The organism is Candidatus Omnitrophota bacterium (genome assembly GCA_030695905.1).
Taxonomy (GTDB): domain Bacteria; phylum Omnitrophota; class Gorgyraeia; order 2-01-FULL-45-10; family 2-01-FULL-45-10; genus CAZHPY01.
In genome coordinates, this window is the sequence record JAUYOL010000023.1 from 40,906 (window position 1) to 56,271 (window position 15,366).

Sequence of the window (15,366 nt, forward strand, 5' to 3'; positions counted from 1 at the left end):
CATAGTATAAGTTATGGCATGTTCGTAGTATCGTCCCATAAGGATAAGGCGCTTAATGGGCAGATAGCCAATACCGTATTCCAGATAACGAGCGTGCCCGTAACGATAGCTATAAGCATAAATAAGAAAAATCTTACTTATGAGCATATAGAGGCCAGTAAACATTTTGCGGTCTCTATGCTGGAAGAAGATACGCCGCTTGCCTTTATAGGAAAGTTCGGTTTCAAATCCGGGAGGCAGGAGGATAAATTTAAGGATACGAGCTTTAAATTGCTCGAATCAGGCTGTCCCGTGGTCACAGATTATTCCGTTGCCTATCTGGAAGCGGATGTTATAAATCATTTTGATTGCGGCACTCATGGGCTTTTTTTGGGATGCGTAAAAGAATCGGCGATATTAAAACAGGGTAAAGTCATGACATACGACTACTACCACAATGTCAAAAAAGGAACTACTCCGTCTAAGGCACCGACGTTCATAAGAGGAGAATCGAGAGAGGTTAAATAGTGAAGCCATTAGAAATTAAAAAAGGGATTTACTGGGTCGGCGTGGTCGATTGGAACGTAAAGACGTTTCACGGCCATACCTATAATACCCAAAGAGGCACTACATATAATTCATATCTTATAGTAGACGACAAAATAGCCCTTATCGATACTGTCTACGGGCCATTTGCCGGTGAATTGATAGAAAAGATACGCGCTATTGTACCGCCTGAAAAGATAGATTACGTGATAGCGAATCACGTTGAGACGGACCATTCGGGCGCTATGCCGGCACTTATGAAACTGTGTCCTAAGGCAAAAGTATTCGGCACCGCAAAATGTAAAGAAGGCCTCTACAGATATTATTATGAGAACTGGGATTTTCAGATTGTAAAGACGGCAGACAAACTCTCTTTGGGCAAGCGGACCCTTCAGTTTATAGAAGCGCCGATGATCCACTGGCCCGACAGCATGTTCACATATTGTCCCGAAGAGAAACTCCTGATGCCAAACGACGCTTTTGGGCAGCATTACGCGACCAGCGAAAGATTTGACGATGAAGTCGATCAGGCCGAGCTTATGGATGAAGCGACAAAATATTACGGGAATATTCTGTGGCCGCTAAGCTCCCTTGTATCGAAGAAGATAGAAGAAGTAGAGAAGATGAACATCCCTATCACTATGATAGCGCCGAGCCACGGTATAATATGGCGCAAGGATCCGGCGAAGATTATCAACGCGTATGTATCATGGGCAAGGAACGATACGAAGAAGAAGGTGGTTGTAGTTTATGAGACTATGTGGGGCGCTACAGAAAAGATGGCTCGCAAAATTATTGAAGGGATATCAGATGCGGGAGTATCGGTGAAACTCGCTGACGTTACATCGTCGGATAGGACCGAAGTTATAGGCCAGATGCTTGACGCTAAAGGGTATCTATTCGGCTCATCGACTCACGATAACGACATGCTCCCATCGATAGCGGGGTTCCTGGAGCTTATAAAAGGCCTGAAACCGAAAGGCAGGGTTGCGGGGCTGTTTGGTTCGTATGGTTGGGCAGGTGGCGCTATAGCGTCGATGGAAAAGAGCGTGAAGGAGTTGGGAATAGATGTGGTGATGCCGCCGATCTCTTTTAAGTATATGCCTGATGAAAATGATCTGAAAAAGTGTTATGATTATGGTAAAGAGTTTGCGGGTAAACTGTAAAAAATAGAAAGGGAGGGTAGTAAAATGGGTAAAGAAGGAACGAAGATAGCGGGGGTTAACGTTAAGGAGTTGATCAATGATTTAAACAGAGCTTATGCCGATGAATGGCTGGCTCATTATTCGTATCTGTATATGGCGAGAACATGCACAGGCATGGCGTATGAGGATATGAGTGAATTTATGGAGGAGATAGCGAAAGACGAAGCGGAGCATGCGGGAGAACTAGCCAATAGAATTCAGGAGCTCGGCGGATTGCCGTTGGCCAACTTCTCGGATATCGAAAAGCATGGCAACGCGCCTTATCCGAAGCCGCCCAAGAGCACATCAGATTATAAAGGTATGATAAAAGTTGTCACAGACGCGGAAGCCGGCGCGATAGACGTTTATCAGAAGATAGCTGAAAAGACAAAAGGCAAAGACCACGTTACTTATCAGCTGGTCTGCCACATTCTCGCGGAAGAAGTCGGTCACGAAGAAAAATTCGAGGATCTGCTCGGATAGATATATTTACACCGGGCCGGTGTAGACAAGAGAGGTGATTTATGGCAGAGTTGAAAGAGTTGTTTCAGGCCGCGGACTGGAAGAAGGAGAAACACGTCCCGGTTATCGACGCGCCCGATAAGTGCAAAAAGGGCGAATGGGTAAAAGCATCTTTAGCCGTAGGTAAGGAAATAGCGCATCCTAATACCACCGAACATCATATAAGGTGGATAGCCTTATTCTTTTTACCCGACGGTGAGAAGTTCCCGTATCAGATAGGTAGGTTTGAATTTGACGCGCACGGCGAATCCGCGGCCGGACCCAATATGAGCACCGTCTATACCCACCCGGAGGGTATTGCGGTATTCAAGACCGATAAGCCGGGCATGATCCTCGTGTCATCTTATTGCAACATACACGGCCTGTGGCAGAGTTCGAAGAAATTGGAAGTTGCTTGAAATCAGGAGGAGCTCGTGGCAAAAAAAGTGAAAGTTTATTCTACGCCCACATGCCCGTATTGCGTAAGGGTAAAGCAGTTTTTAAAAGAGAGCGCTGTCAGTTTTGAGGATATAGATGTTTCCAGGGACCAGGACGCGGCACAGGAGATGATAAAGATGTCCGGCCAAATGGGTGTTCCCGTGGTAGACATCGATGGAGAGCTTATCGTCGGATTTGACAGGGAAAAAATAAAGAAGAGCCTGGGCCTTTAAATTTGTCGCATATTTCTTGACCCTTGCCCCCTAATATTATGTATGATCTCATTATAATCGGCGCAGGGCCGGCCGGTATTACAGCCGCTATCTACGCCATCCGCAAAAGAATAAGCCTGCTTGTAATAAGTAAGGATATCGGCGGGCAGGCTGCCTGGTCGGGCGACATAGAAAACTACACAGGCTACCAGTTTGTCACGGGGCCCGAGCTTACCTTAAAATTCGAAGAGCATATGCGCAAGTATAACATCCCAATGAAAGAGACAGAGGATGTTGTCGACGTTAGGAAGTCAGACGATAAGATTGTTGTAAAGACCGACAAGGGTACATATGAGTCAAAGGCCGTCATAATCGCTTCCGGCAAGAGATCGAGAGAGCTGAATATCCCGGGCGAGAAGGAATTTAAGAACAGGGGCCTTACCTACTGCGCGACATGCGACGGCCCGTTATTTGCCGGTAAAGATGTCGCCGTCATAGGCGGAGGAAATTCCGCGCTGGACGCGGCTTTGCAGTTGATAAAGATCGCGCGCCGTGTTTATCTTATAAATATAGTTGCCCGTCTTACGGGCGACCCTGTAATGATAGAAAAAGTCCAGGAATCAAAAGTTGTATCTATCATGAATAGCACTAAAGTTTTAGGTGTAACAGGCGCCAAGATGGTTACGGGTATAAAGGTAGAGAGTGAAGGCAAGGCGCGGGAGCTGCCGGTCGAAGGAGTTTTTGTGGAGATAGGCCTTATACCGAATTCGCATTTCGCTCCTGACATAGCTAAAAATTCATTGGGCGAAATAAGGGTGGACTCTTTTAATCATACAAATGTTCCGGGAATATTCGCGGCGGGAGATGTGACCGATGTTCCGGAAAAGCAGATAATAATCGCGGCAGGCGAAGGCTCTAAAGCGTCGCTGGGAGTTTTTCGTTACCTTAACCAGCGTAAATAAATTTTAAGCCGCAGAATATAAGAACGATGTCAAGGTATAAAAGATTAACTGAGGAATATAGAAACAAAAAAACGGCCATCAAGGAACGTTTAGAAGAATTTAAGAATATAGGTAAAAAGAAAAAAGATGAAATATTTTCCGAGCTTTGTTTTTGTCTTCTCACTCCGCAGTCAAATGCCCGCCACTGCGATAAGGCTATACAGGAACTAAAAGAAAGAGGCCTTCTTCTTAAAGGTAATGCCGCGTCTATACGTAATATACTTAAAGGGAAAGCCAGGTTCCATAATAAGAAAGCCGAATATATAGTCGGCGCGAGGGCGTGTTTCGATAAAAGTATTTTTGAATGCGGCAACGCTATAAAGATACGGGATCTTCTTGTAAGCCAAATAAAAGGCCTGGGGTATAAGGAAGCCAGCCATTTCCTGCGCAATATTGGCATGGGGCAGGACATAGCTATCCTAGACAGGCACATATTAAAAAATTTAAAGCGATACGGCGCTATAGATAATATTCCAGCCTCTCTTACCCCGAGGCTATACCTTAATATAGAAGAGCGCGCGAAAGCGTTCGCGAAACGTATAAAGATACCGCTTGCCGAACTCGATCTTTTGTTCTGGCAAAAAGAAACAGGCCAGATATTTAAATAGGCCAGATATTCCTTGACAATAAAATGAACAAAGGTTTATAATTCAAAAAGAAAATATATCTGGAAGGAGGTATAGATGAAAAAAGGTTTAATGGTGGTTTTTGTAGCGGGCCTTATAATACTGCCTCTCGCTGTTTTTGGCTGTAAAGGCAAAGTGCAGACAGAGGGTGATATGGTGAAGACAGAGCCCACCGAAGCGGTGGTAATGACAGAAGAGGTTGTTGTGTCGCAAACTCCCGTGACTGAGCCGGCACCGGCGCAGATGGTAAGTCAGGAGACGATACCTCCTACTGCGGCGGTTCCTCCATCCCAAGAGATGGGCCAGGCGGCGGCAACAGATAAGATAGAGCACAACAAGCAGATACAGACGGCTTTGCAGGCAGCCGGGTTGTATGCAGGCAATATCGATGGTAAGATCGGTCCGAAGACAAAGAGGGCGATAGTAGAATTCCAGAAGGCCAGGGGCTTAAAGGCCGACGGTAAAGTTGGCCCGAAGACGTGGGCGGAGCTTGAGAAGTATTTAAAGCAGTAGAGGGAGAATGGATTTCTATGAAGTTTTTTAAAATAACGGCTTTGATCATTTTAGTTGCCCTTGTCGCGGGTTCTGTCGCAGGATGCGGAGTATCGAAGAATAAGTATGAGGCGCTCCTGAACGAAAAAATCGCGCTTGAGGAAAAATTGAATATACTTACCAAGTCCAGAGACGGCTTAAGGTCGGAGTATGAGAATTTACTGAAGGAAAAGATGGATTTGGCGGCTGGGCTGGAGACGGCCGCGAATGAAAAGAGCGCGTTGAAGAGCGAATATGATAAGCTGCTTGACGAAAAAGTCGCGTTAAAAGCTTCTTATGATAAGATGGCGGCCCAGGCAGCGAAAGATTTCCAGGTAAAGTCCGCGCCAAAAAAATAGATTATTTGTAAGCGTTATTTTACTGCGGCGGTGTAACTAACACCGCCGCAGTTTGTTTTTTATGGTAGAATAACAGTATGTTAAACGGCAAGAAAATAGTCGTAGTAATGCCGGCGTATAACGCGGCAAAGACTTTGGAAAAGACGTACCATGAGATACCGAGGGGCGTGGTCGATGATATTATTCTTACCGACGATCACTCAAACGATAACACCGTAAGCATCGCAAAAACACTTGGTTTGAGAACTATCGTTCACGACAGGAATTTAGGCTATGGCGGCAATCAGAAGACATGTTATCGGGAAGCGCTTAAATTAGGGGCGGACATAGTAGTAATGCTTCACCCTGACTACCAGTACCCTGCCAGACTCATAACACAGATGGCGGGACTGATATCAGAAGGCATGTTCGATGTAGTGCTGGGCTCGCGTGTACTTGGCAGTAAGGCCGTGAAAAGCGGTATGCCGGTATATAAATACGCGGCCAATAGGGTGCTCACTTTTCTGGAAAATAATATTGTAGGCGAAAGATTATCGGAATACCATACAGGATACAGGGCATTTTCGAAGGAGGTGCTTTTAAATATCCCTATACTGGAAAATTCAGATGATTTTGTATTCGATAGCCAGATAATATTACAAACGCTTTATTTCGGGTATAGGATAGGAGAGATAGCGTGTCCGGCGCAATATACCAAAGAGTCATCATCTATAAATTTTTTTCGCAGTGTTAAGTACGGCATAGGTGTATTAAGAGGAGCCTTGCAATATAAGCTTCAGAAAAAGTCTCTGAGTTCATTTCCTATATTCGATATTAGAGGCGCTAAAATAGTTGCTTAAAGATATTGACTTTTATGTGGCCGGTATGATAACATTTAAAATTACTTAAGGAGGTGTGGGATGAGAAAGTATTTGGTATATGCAGTACTGATATCCGCAATCATGACATTTGCCGCGGCGGGGCCGGTCTTCGCTCAGAGTGAAGATACCCAGGCTGCCGCAAAGGAAGAAGTAGCACAGACGAGCGCTGCCGCGACACCCGCAAAAGAAGAGGCACCAAAATTAAGCGAACTTTCCATATACGGCGAGGTACAGACGGTTAATGTACAGGCCCTCTCCATGATGGTGCAGTATTACGACTACGATAACGACGAAGAAAAATCCACAGAGATCACTCTTGACGGATCCTCAAAACTGGAAAATGCCAAGACCATAGCGGATATAAAGAAGGGCGATTGGGTAGACGTCACCTATATAGTAAGCGCCGGTAAGAATATCGCGAAAGTCATAAGCGTGGAAAAAGAAGAGCCCATTCAGGATGAAAACGCTCCGGAAGTCGAAGATTAACAGGGAGGTTTTTTCTTATGGCAAAAAGCTCCGCTCCGCACATCAGGGAGAGAAAGCAGTTCAGGTTTCCTTCAGGTTACGGCGATAATAAAATCGTAGTGCTTGTAAGAGACCCATGGTGGATATTCGCCTATTGGGAGATTCAACGCGGCAAAGAAGATGCCATCATAAAAAGGATAAAGTCCGAAGACGACGAAGTCTTAAAATCCATCCTACGTGTCTACGATGTTACCGATATAAGCTTCACAGGCTCTAATGCCCACTCCTATTTCGATATTGACCTAAAAGGACTTGCCAATACCTGGTATATAAATGTAGGCTCACCGGACAGGTCATGGCTGGTGGATATAGGCATAATAACTAAAAAAGGTAAATTTTATCTATTAGCAAGGTCCAATACCGTCAGAACGCCGCGTTATGGTATGTCGGATAAGCTGGATGCCGAATGGATGATGCCCGAAGATGAATACTGGAAGATGTTCGGCCTGTCGGGCGGTTTTGGTATAGGCAAAGGCTCTCTTGAAGTCCGGGAAATGTTCAATAAAAAATTGGAAGAGCAGATAAGTAGCGCGCAGATCTCCAGCGGCGCCTCGTTTTACAGGAAGCCCGAGGGTAGAAAATTCTGGCTCGTTGTAAATACGGAGCTTATCGTATATGGAGCCACAGAACCGGACGCAAAAGTCACCATCCAGGGCAAACCCATAGATTTAAGGCCGGATGGCAGCTTCACTTTAAGATCCGCACTGCCCGATGGCAAACAGGTTATACCCGTTGAGGCGACATCCTGCGACGGAATAGACAAGCGCAAAATTACACCTGTCGTCACAAGGAAGACGGAATAACCCATTATGCCCAAAGGATATTTAGCGATAGTTCTTCACGCGCACCTTCCTTTCATCCGCCATCCGGAACATGAAGACTTTCTCGAAGAAGACTGGTTTTTTGAAGCCATCACAGAAACGTATATCCCGCTGATAAAAGTATTCGACGATCTTATAAGAGATAAGGTCGATTTCAGGATTACCGTATCGGTCTCTCCTACTCTCATGTCCATGTTTATGGACGAACACCTTCAGAATAAGTATGTAAGACATTTAAATAAGCTGATAGAATTGTCCTGGAAAGAGATAGAGAGGACAAAATGGGATGACCGGTTCAATAAACTTGCCCATATGTATCACAATTCTTTTCTCGATGCGCGGCGCATATTCGTAGATGAGTATAAGAAAGACCTAAACAACGCTTTTAGGCGTTTTCAGGATTTGGGAAGGCTGGAAGTTATCACCTGCGGTGCCACTCATGGGTATTTTCCTCTGATGGAGGTGGAAAGAAAAGCCTCTGTCAGGGCGCAGGTCAAGGTCGCGGCGGATCTTTATCAAAAGGTTTATGGAAAAAAGCCCCTTGGAATATGGCTTCCGGAATGCGGGTATAATCCGGGCGATGAGGAGATCTTAAAAGAGCAGGGCATAAGATACTTCTTCGTTGATACGCACGGTGTTTTATTCGGTAACCCCCGGCCAAGATTTGGAGTATTTAATCCTTATCTATGTAAAAATGGCGTCGCTGTTTTAGGGCGCGACATGGAGTCGTCCAAAGCCGTGTGGAGCGCGGTAGAGGGTTACCCGGGAGATTGTAACTACAGGGAATTCTACAGAGATATAGGTTTTGATCTGGACTACGAATATATAAAGCCCTATATAAATCCTGACGGAGTCAGAATAAATACCGGTATAAAATATTACAGAATAACAGGGACGTCAAACGCAAAAGAGCCGTATTCGCCGGAAATTGCCCGCGAGACGGCCGCAAGCCATGCCGGAAATTTTATGTTCAACAGGGAAAAGCAGGTTGAATATTTGCAGGGCCAGATGGGCGACAGGCTCCCGCTTCTCGTCTCTCCATATGACGCCGAGCTTTATGGTCACTGGTGGTATGAAGGCCCTATGTGGCTCGATTTTCTTATCCGCAAGATGCATTATGACCAGAAAAATATAGCTTTAGCCACGCCCGGCGATTATCTTAAGATGCACAAGAAATTTCAGGTGCTTGCGCCCGCGTTTTCCAGCTGGGGCTGGAAGGGTTATTCCGAGATGTGGCTGGAGGGTTCCAATGACTGGGTATACAGGCATGTCCACAAAATGGCCGAACGTATGGTAGAAGTCGCGAATACTTACAAAAACGCGAAGGGCTTGGTGCGCAGAGCCTTAAACCAGATGGCCAGGGAGCTGTTGCTGGCGCAATCAAGCGACTGGGCGTTTATCATGAAGACGGGTTCTCACGTACCTTACGCGGTCGAACGCTTAAGGGAGCATGCCGAGCATTTTAATGAGCTATATGAAGAGGTAAAAGAAAATTCTGTCGATGAAACATATATAAAAGAGTGCGAATATAAATATAATATCTTTCCGGATATAGATTATTCCGTCTATGCCACCTGATGTAAAACCCGCTAAAAAATTATCGATCGCTTTTCTGTGGCACATGCATCAGCCCTGTTACAAAGACACCATAACAGGCAGATACTACATGCCATGGGCAAGGTTTCATGCCATCAAAGATTATTTTCCGATGGCCGCGCTATTGGAAGATTTCGATAATATAAGAATGACATTCAACCTTGTTCCGTCCCTTTTGGAGCAGATACATGATTATGCCCACAATGATGCTACCGACGCGCTTTTGGACCTTACGAGAAAGAAGGCGTCCTCACTTACCGAGGATGATAAGCTGGATATACTGGAAAATTTCTTCAGGGTAAATTTTAAGAATTTCATAGAGCCGAATGAACGCTACTCGGAGCTTCTTATGAAGAAGGGCCTTGCGAATGTTTCTGACCGCGCGATGAAAAAGATAGCGGCTAAGTTCTCCGCGCAGGATTTTCTGGACCTGCAGGTATTTTTTAATATGGCGTGGTTTCACTCTATAAGTATAGATAAAGATAAAAATTTAAAAGACCTGTCTAAAAAATGCGGTGCTTATACCGAAGACGACAAGGCCTACGTGATATTAAAACAAAAAGAGATCATAGGCAATATCATACCCCTATACAAAAAACTTCAGGATGCCGGCAGGATAGAAATATCGGCAACCCCGTTTTACCATCCTATCACGCCTCTTATATGTGATACATCGATAGCCAAAATTTCAATGCCGGGCGCCCCGCTTCCTAAAAATAGATTTCAGCATCCGGAAGACGCCGCATGGCATATAAAAGAAGCGATAAGCTATCATGCCGATATATTCGGAACCCCGCCGCGCGGTATGTGGCCCTCAGAAGGGAGCGTATCGGATGAGGCTCTCGGGATAATGGCGGCAAACGGTATAAAATGGGCGGCAACCGATGAAGACATTTTGTTCAGAAGCATAGCGATGTCGGATAAGAAGCAAAAAGCTCACCACCACGCGGACCGCCGCATAATATACCAGCCGTATAAATTCAGCAAGGGATCAAAGTCGTTGTCGGTAGTTTTTAGAGACAAGAATCTCTCCGATATCATAAGTTTTAATTATAACGCGTGGGACCAATCGGAGGCGGCGGCCGATCTCATCGGGCACTTTAAAAATATTTCCGCGTCACTGGCCAATGAAACTCAAAGAAGAATGGTAGTGATAGCTATGGATGGAGAGAACGCATGGGAATATTTCCATGATAACGGAAGAGAGTTCTTCCAAGCGCTATACTCCAGCCTTGATAATGACAAAGACCTGGAGGCCACTACAATAAGCGGCCACCTTGGAATAGAGCCGCCTGACAAGTCGCTCGATACAATATTCCCAGCGTCATGGATAAATCATAATTTCAGAATATGGATAGGCGAAGAACAGGACAATCTGTCTTGGGACTATCTTTCGGCTGTGAGAAAAGATCTTGTTAAATTCACCAAACAGATGAAAAAAAATCCCGGTAATGAAGATGCCCTTGAAAAAGCGTGGAGGGAATTTTATATAGCGGAAGGCAGTGATTGGAACTGGTGGTATGGCGGCAGGGCGCACTCGGGATCCGATAATCCATTTGATAAATTGTACCGGACGCATCTTAAGAATATATATAAGTTTCTCAAAAAGCCCGTGCCGGACTTTTTAAAGATTTCTATTGCATAAAACACCAAAAAGGGTATAATAATATTTCCTGAAAAACGAAGGGGGGGAAAGTTATGGCAAGAACATCGACCATAAAACTTGGCAGATCTTCTAACCCATCTATGTCGACTGAAGATTTGAACAAGTTGGTAGCTAAAAAAGCTTATGAGCTTTACGAAAAGAGGGGCCGCAAGTCCGGTCATTCAATGGATGACTGGTTAGAAGCGGAGAGGATCGTAAAGGGGAAGTGCGGTTGTAAGTAAAAGGTTTCTTAAGCGATCTTAAAAGTTTAAAGGCAGGGTGGTATACCCTGCCTTTTTTATTGTTTTAAGTCTGTCACTCGTGGTATAATCACAAATAATTATGAAAATATTTCTGCTTTCATTTATACCTATATTTGTAGCGATGGATGCTATAGGTATCCTTCCAATGTTCATCGGCTTTACCGAACATCTCAAGAAAAAAGAAAAACAGAGAATAATAAACCAGTCGATAATAACAGCCTTTCTTATAGGAATAGTATTTCTCTTCCTTGGCAAGTGGATATTCGGCATATTGGGCGTTCAGGTATCTGATTTTAAGATAGCGGGCGGCGCGGTGCTTCTGGCAATCTCTCTGAAGGATATCTTGCAGTACGAAAAAAATCGCAAGCTTTCCAGTGAAACGATGGGAGCGATGCCTATCGGCACTCCGCTGGTCGTCGGCCCGGCAGTCCTTACGACAATAATAATACTTTTGGATACCTACGGTCCATATATGACAGTGTTGTCTTTTATTACCAACCTGGCAATAACCTGGATAACGTTTTATTACGCGGGCGCGATATCAAACTTTCTCGGTAAAGCGGGATCGAAAGCAGTTTCAAAGATAGCCGCTTTGCTGCTTGCCGCAATAGCCATAATGATGATGCGTAAAGGGCTCGTCGATACCATAGCAGCGTCACTTTCCAAATAAATGTCCGACAAAATGTATTGAATCAACCGTTGACAAACTGACTTTTGTTAGGTATATTTGATTATATAATATAATTATGAGCAATCATCGTATACTAATATCGAATATAGGGATAGCATCTCTTTTTATTGCGTTTGTGTCTCTTTCGCATGCCCAGCCGCCCGCGACGCCGGACGCGTCCAGGGCGACGAGGGAGTCTGATCGCTTCGGCCGTGACACAGAGAAGCGTGTAGAAAGAGAGTTAAGAAGGATCCCACAAAAACCCACCACCCCCGCCGTAGAAGAAGAAAAACCAAAAGCAGGCGAACAGAAGTTTTTTGTGAAGAAGGTAAACCTTGCTGGCTGCGAAACTTTTCTGCCTGAAGATTTTGCTTTTCTTTTGGAAAAATATGAGAATAGGGATGAGACTCTCACCGACTTAAATAATCTCGCCAGGGAAATAGCCGCTGAATATCTGAAAAAAGGCATAATAGCCGCGGTATTTCTGCCGCCTCAGGAAGTAAAAGATAATACGATCACGATGCAGGTTGTGGAGTCCAGAATGGGCGAGCTTGAAATTCAAAAGTCGCCGCATTTCAGAAAGAAGATGCTTAGATATTACTGGAGCGTCAAAGAAGGCGAGATACTCCGCTACGACAGGATATCGAAGAGCCTTCAGATGATGAATAAGAATCCCGATCGGGAGGTGAGGGCGTCTTTACACGCTGGAGCCAAGCCCGGAACCACCAATGTTATATTGACCTCAAAGACGCGTTTTCCGATACATGGCCAATACACTTTCGATAGAGAAGGTATAATGACAACCGGCCGTGAAAGGAATGGTTTTGGTATACGAAACAATAATATGCTTGGTTATGACGACACCCTTATTACGGGGTTATCATACGGGAAAAACTTTATCGGCGAATACATCTATCATAGCATACCCATCAGCGGTAACGGCGCGTCATTACTCTACGGTTACAGTTACAGCAAGTCCACCCCCAAGAAGGATTTTGATGTTTATTCGCTGAAGTCTGAAGCGAATAATACCACGGTCTCGATACGTCAGGACATATATAAAAAAGATGAGTACCTCGGAGAGGTCTCCATAGGTTTTGACGCGAAGGATAAAGTCACTTGGTATTCGAGCGGTACGGGCACTTTAAACAGAGACAGAATAAGGCCCATTAACTTGGCCGGGAATTTTGTGATACGCGGTACAAATAGCGTAACTTATATATCGCCCGAGATAGACCAGGGCCTGAATGTTTTTGGAGCGAGTAAAAAGAATAACCCTCTTGCCTCAAGAGCCGGCGCTACGCCAACCTACACAAAGTTTTTATTCACCGCCCAGAACAGGACCAGCCTGCCCTTTAAGCTTCAACAGAGTTTGAGGTTCAGGACGCAGCTTGCGTCGGAAAAATTATTTTCGCAGGAGCAATATGGTATCGGCGGCATAGATACAGTGAGAGGCTATCCGCCAAGCGACTATCTGGCTGACAAGATGATACTCGTAAACGCCGAGATGATCAGCCCTCTATTTTTTCTTCCAAAGGGCTGGAAGCTTCCTTACGCGGAAAAACCTTTAGTGGACCAGCTAACCGGCCTGATATTTCTTGACTATGGTTATGGAGAACACAAAGGCGACCCTAAGCCGCGCAGGCTTTCATCTGTCGGAGCGGGCCTTAGGATGAATTTTTATAATCAGGTATCATTGAGATTGGAATGGGGTATTCCCTTTAAGCTATTCGGACAGCCTGCCTTAACAGAGGGAAGCACAAAAGGCCGTTTTCATATATCGTTGAATATAGAAGACAAGCTGCCCAGCGAGATAGAGCGTATTATGAATGAGATGAGAGAAGAGAAGAAGCAGAAAGAGCTGCGCTCGATTATTAATGAGGCGCTTTCGATGCCCGATAGTCCGCTTAAGGAAAAGCTGTTTTACTGTCTTTCGATGGGAGACGATTTGTATAAGCAGGGAAAGTTGAAAGAATCAAAGAAGATGTACGCTATGGTTATAAATATCGGCAGGGCCGTGCATACGCAAGCCCAGGAATATATGAGCCAACGCGTTGCGCTGGAGGCTGAACTTAATAAGAAGAACGATGAAGCGCTTGCCCTGTATAAACAGGGAAAGCTTGAAGAGGCTAAAAAGATATGGCGGGACGTTGAAAGCCAGGCACAGGTCCGTCCGCTTGAATTTGAATTTTAATCATTGCAATTTTTTGTGAGTGTTGTAAACTATACTTATATATAAGAGAAAGGGATTTTTAATATGCGCATACGTAAGTATTATATTTTACTAGCGATGTTGTTCCTATATTCAGTCCCGTTTGTATTTGCCGATGAAGATGTATCCAAAGAAGAGATAGCCCAGCCCTCCATACAAGATGAAACCACCAAGGACAAGGCAGTAGTTACTTCAGAGGCTATAGAGAAAGCGGCCCCGTCCTACAGTATGCGGTTAAAAGATATTATACAGCAGGCACAGGAGGGTATTAAAAGGATAGATAAGGAGCTGGCGGAAGAAGAGATCAGGGTTCGCAATCAGGAACGCGAGGCAAAGGTAAAGGAATTTTTTGATAAGGGTAATGCCCTGCATAAAGAAGGTGACTTAAAAGGCGCGAAAGAAGCATGGCAGAACGCGCTTAATATAACTAAAGATCCGGAGATGCGCAGTTATATCGACCAGGCCGATAAAAAAGCCCGTCAAGAAGATCAGGCCAAACGCCAAGCAAAAGAAAAAGCACGCCAGGAAGAGCTAAGCAAAAAAGAAGCCGAGCGTAAAGCAAAGCTCGAAGCCGAAAGAAAAGCCGAAGAACAGCAGGATCGCCTCGAAGCTGAAAAAAGAGAACAAGCCCGTTTACAGCGCGAAGCACAGCGCCAAGCTGATGAAAAGGCAAGAGAGCAAGCCAGACTCGAGCGTGAAGCTCAAAGAAAACAAGAAGCCGAACAGCGTGAGCGCAAACGAGCGGAAGAAAAGGCCAAAAAAGAATCCGAGCGCCAGGCAAGGATAGAGGCCGACAAGAAGGTAAGAGAAGAGGCCAAGGCAAAAGAAGAAGCCAAGCAAGAATCCAAGTAACACTTTTAACCAGTGCCCTTATTTACCTTTTTAGCCCCCTTATGCTTTTACCGCCCTATATATACCCTCTCTCCATCAACCATTACTCTTAGACCAGTAGCTGATGCGGGAGACATAATCTTCTGTAATGCCGTTACATAGGCACCTATTCTCGTCTGGACACTTTCCATCCTTGCCTCATTAACACTTAACGTAGAATAAGCCTCTGTAATGGAGTCACTTATCACGACATTGCTCTCATTGGTGGCGTGGCTCACATTGCTCTGGGTAGGCGTAGGTGTAGGGTTAGGTGCAGGCGCAGCCGTGATATTAGCTGTAGTAGTGGGCTGCGTAAGCGAGTAATTGGCTGAACTGCCTCCACTAATCGTAAGGCCTGATATAGTGACCAGTTTATCAGTGCCAACATCTTTACTTGCAAATGCGCCTGTAGCGGCTGTAGTATCAAGGGTAACTGTATCACCGGCTACTACACCGCTTAAGGCTGCCAGTGTCGTATTAAGGGTAGCGGCTGTTGTGCCGTCGTATGTCTTATTGTTAGCGGTAAT

The 15,366-nt window shown here is 45.1% G+C and carries 19 protein-coding genes; 18 read left to right on the forward strand and 1 reads right to left on the reverse strand.

The annotated features are described in order from the left end of the window. Positions 1–18 precede the first annotated feature (18 nt). The 18 genes from Q8R38_03675 (at position 19) to Q8R38_03760 (ending at position 14,821) form a co-directional block, all read left to right on the forward strand. Positions 19–507: a flavin reductase family protein gene (locus Q8R38_03675; protein MDP3791126.1), complete on the forward strand. Its 489-nt coding sequence runs from the start codon at positions 19–21 to the stop codon at positions 505–507. Continuing rightward, the gene (locus Q8R38_03680; GenBank protein MDP3791127.1) at positions 507–1,691 is read left to right on the forward strand and encodes a flavodoxin domain-containing protein; all 1,185 of its coding nucleotides are present in this window, start codon (positions 507–509) and stop codon (positions 1,689–1,691) included. The genes Q8R38_03675 and Q8R38_03680 overlap by 1 nt, the downstream gene beginning before the upstream one ends. Positions 1,692–1,715: 24 nt before the next feature. Further along, positions 1,716–2,192: a ferritin-like domain-containing protein gene (locus Q8R38_03685; protein MDP3791128.1), complete on the forward strand. Its 477-nt coding sequence runs from the start codon at positions 1,716–1,718 to the stop codon at positions 2,190–2,192. A gap of 41 nt (positions 2,193–2,233) precedes the next feature. After that, positions 2,234–2,629, forward strand: coding sequence for a class II SORL domain-containing protein (locus Q8R38_03690; GenBank protein MDP3791129.1), 396 nt, complete (start codon positions 2,234–2,236; stop codon positions 2,627–2,629). A 15-nt stretch (positions 2,630–2,644) separates the two neighbouring features. Continuing rightward, positions 2,645–2,881 (forward strand): glutaredoxin domain-containing protein, encoded by a 237-nt coding sequence (locus Q8R38_03695; GenBank protein MDP3791130.1) that lies wholly within the window; start codon positions 2,645–2,647, stop codon positions 2,879–2,881. A 38-nt stretch (positions 2,882–2,919) separates the two neighbouring features. After that, a complete protein-coding gene (locus tag Q8R38_03700; GenBank protein MDP3791131.1) occupies positions 2,920–3,822 on the forward strand; it encodes an FAD-dependent oxidoreductase in 903 nt (300 codons plus the stop codon). A 26-nt stretch (positions 3,823–3,848) separates the two neighbouring features. Beyond that, positions 3,849–4,469, forward strand: a complete 621-nt coding sequence (locus Q8R38_03705; GenBank protein ID MDP3791132.1) for an N-glycosylase/DNA lyase — start codon at positions 3,849–3,851, stop codon at positions 4,467–4,469. A 75-nt stretch (positions 4,470–4,544) separates the two neighbouring features. Further along, complete coding sequence (locus Q8R38_03710) at positions 4,545–5,000, forward strand: peptidoglycan-binding domain-containing protein (GenBank protein ID MDP3791133.1); 456 nt, start codon at positions 4,545–4,547, stop codon at positions 4,998–5,000. A gap of 17 nt (positions 5,001–5,017) precedes the next feature. After that, positions 5,018–5,377 carry a hypothetical protein gene (locus Q8R38_03715; protein ID MDP3791134.1) on the forward strand — a complete coding sequence of 120 codons (360 nt, stop codon included), beginning with the start codon at positions 5,018–5,020 and terminating at the stop codon, positions 5,375–5,377. Between the two features lie 77 nt (positions 5,378–5,454). Continuing rightward, entirely contained in the window at positions 5,455–6,216 is a 762-nt protein-coding gene (locus tag Q8R38_03720) for a glycosyltransferase family 2 protein (GenBank protein ID MDP3791135.1), read from the forward strand. 60 nt (positions 6,217–6,276) lie between these two features. After that, positions 6,277–6,723, forward strand: coding sequence for a hypothetical protein (locus tag Q8R38_03725; protein ID MDP3791136.1), 447 nt, complete (start codon positions 6,277–6,279; stop codon positions 6,721–6,723). 17 nt (positions 6,724–6,740) lie between these two features. Continuing rightward, positions 6,741–7,565: a DUF4912 domain-containing protein gene (locus Q8R38_03730; protein ID MDP3791137.1), complete on the forward strand. Its 825-nt coding sequence runs from the start codon at positions 6,741–6,743 to the stop codon at positions 7,563–7,565. Positions 7,566–7,571: 6 nt separating this feature from the next. Continuing rightward, positions 7,572–9,161, forward strand: a complete 1,590-nt coding sequence (locus tag Q8R38_03735) for a DUF1957 domain-containing protein (GenBank protein ID MDP3791138.1) — start codon at positions 7,572–7,574, stop codon at positions 9,159–9,161. Then, positions 9,151–10,824 carry a glycoside hydrolase family 57 protein gene (locus Q8R38_03740; GenBank protein ID MDP3791139.1) on the forward strand — a complete coding sequence of 558 codons (1,674 nt, stop codon included), beginning with the start codon at positions 9,151–9,153 and terminating at the stop codon, positions 10,822–10,824. The genes Q8R38_03735 and Q8R38_03740 overlap by 11 nt, the downstream gene beginning before the upstream one ends. Before the next feature lie 53 nt (positions 10,825–10,877). Continuing rightward, positions 10,878–11,066 carry a DUF2934 domain-containing protein gene (locus tag Q8R38_03745; GenBank protein ID MDP3791140.1) on the forward strand — a complete coding sequence of 63 codons (189 nt, stop codon included), beginning with the start codon at positions 10,878–10,880 and terminating at the stop codon, positions 11,064–11,066. Between the two features lie 100 nt (positions 11,067–11,166). Beyond that, positions 11,167–11,757 (forward strand): MarC family protein, encoded by a 591-nt coding sequence (locus Q8R38_03750; GenBank protein ID MDP3791141.1) that lies wholly within the window; start codon positions 11,167–11,169, stop codon positions 11,755–11,757. Positions 11,758–11,833: 76 nt separating this feature from the next. Continuing rightward, on the forward strand, positions 11,834–13,951 hold the full coding sequence (locus Q8R38_03755) for a ShlB/FhaC/HecB family hemolysin secretion/activation protein (protein ID MDP3791142.1): 2,118 nt from the start codon (positions 11,834–11,836) through the stop codon (positions 13,949–13,951). Positions 13,952–14,014: 63 nt separating this feature from the next. Beyond that, entirely contained in the window at positions 14,015–14,821 is an 807-nt protein-coding gene (locus tag Q8R38_03760; protein ID MDP3791143.1) for a hypothetical protein, read from the forward strand. 47 nt (positions 14,822–14,868) lie between these two features. Here Q8R38_03760 and Q8R38_03765 read toward each other — a convergent pair. After that, positions 14,869–15,366 (reverse strand): YDG domain-containing protein (locus Q8R38_03765; GenBank protein MDP3791144.1); only part of this gene is annotated, 498 nt, incomplete at its 5' end.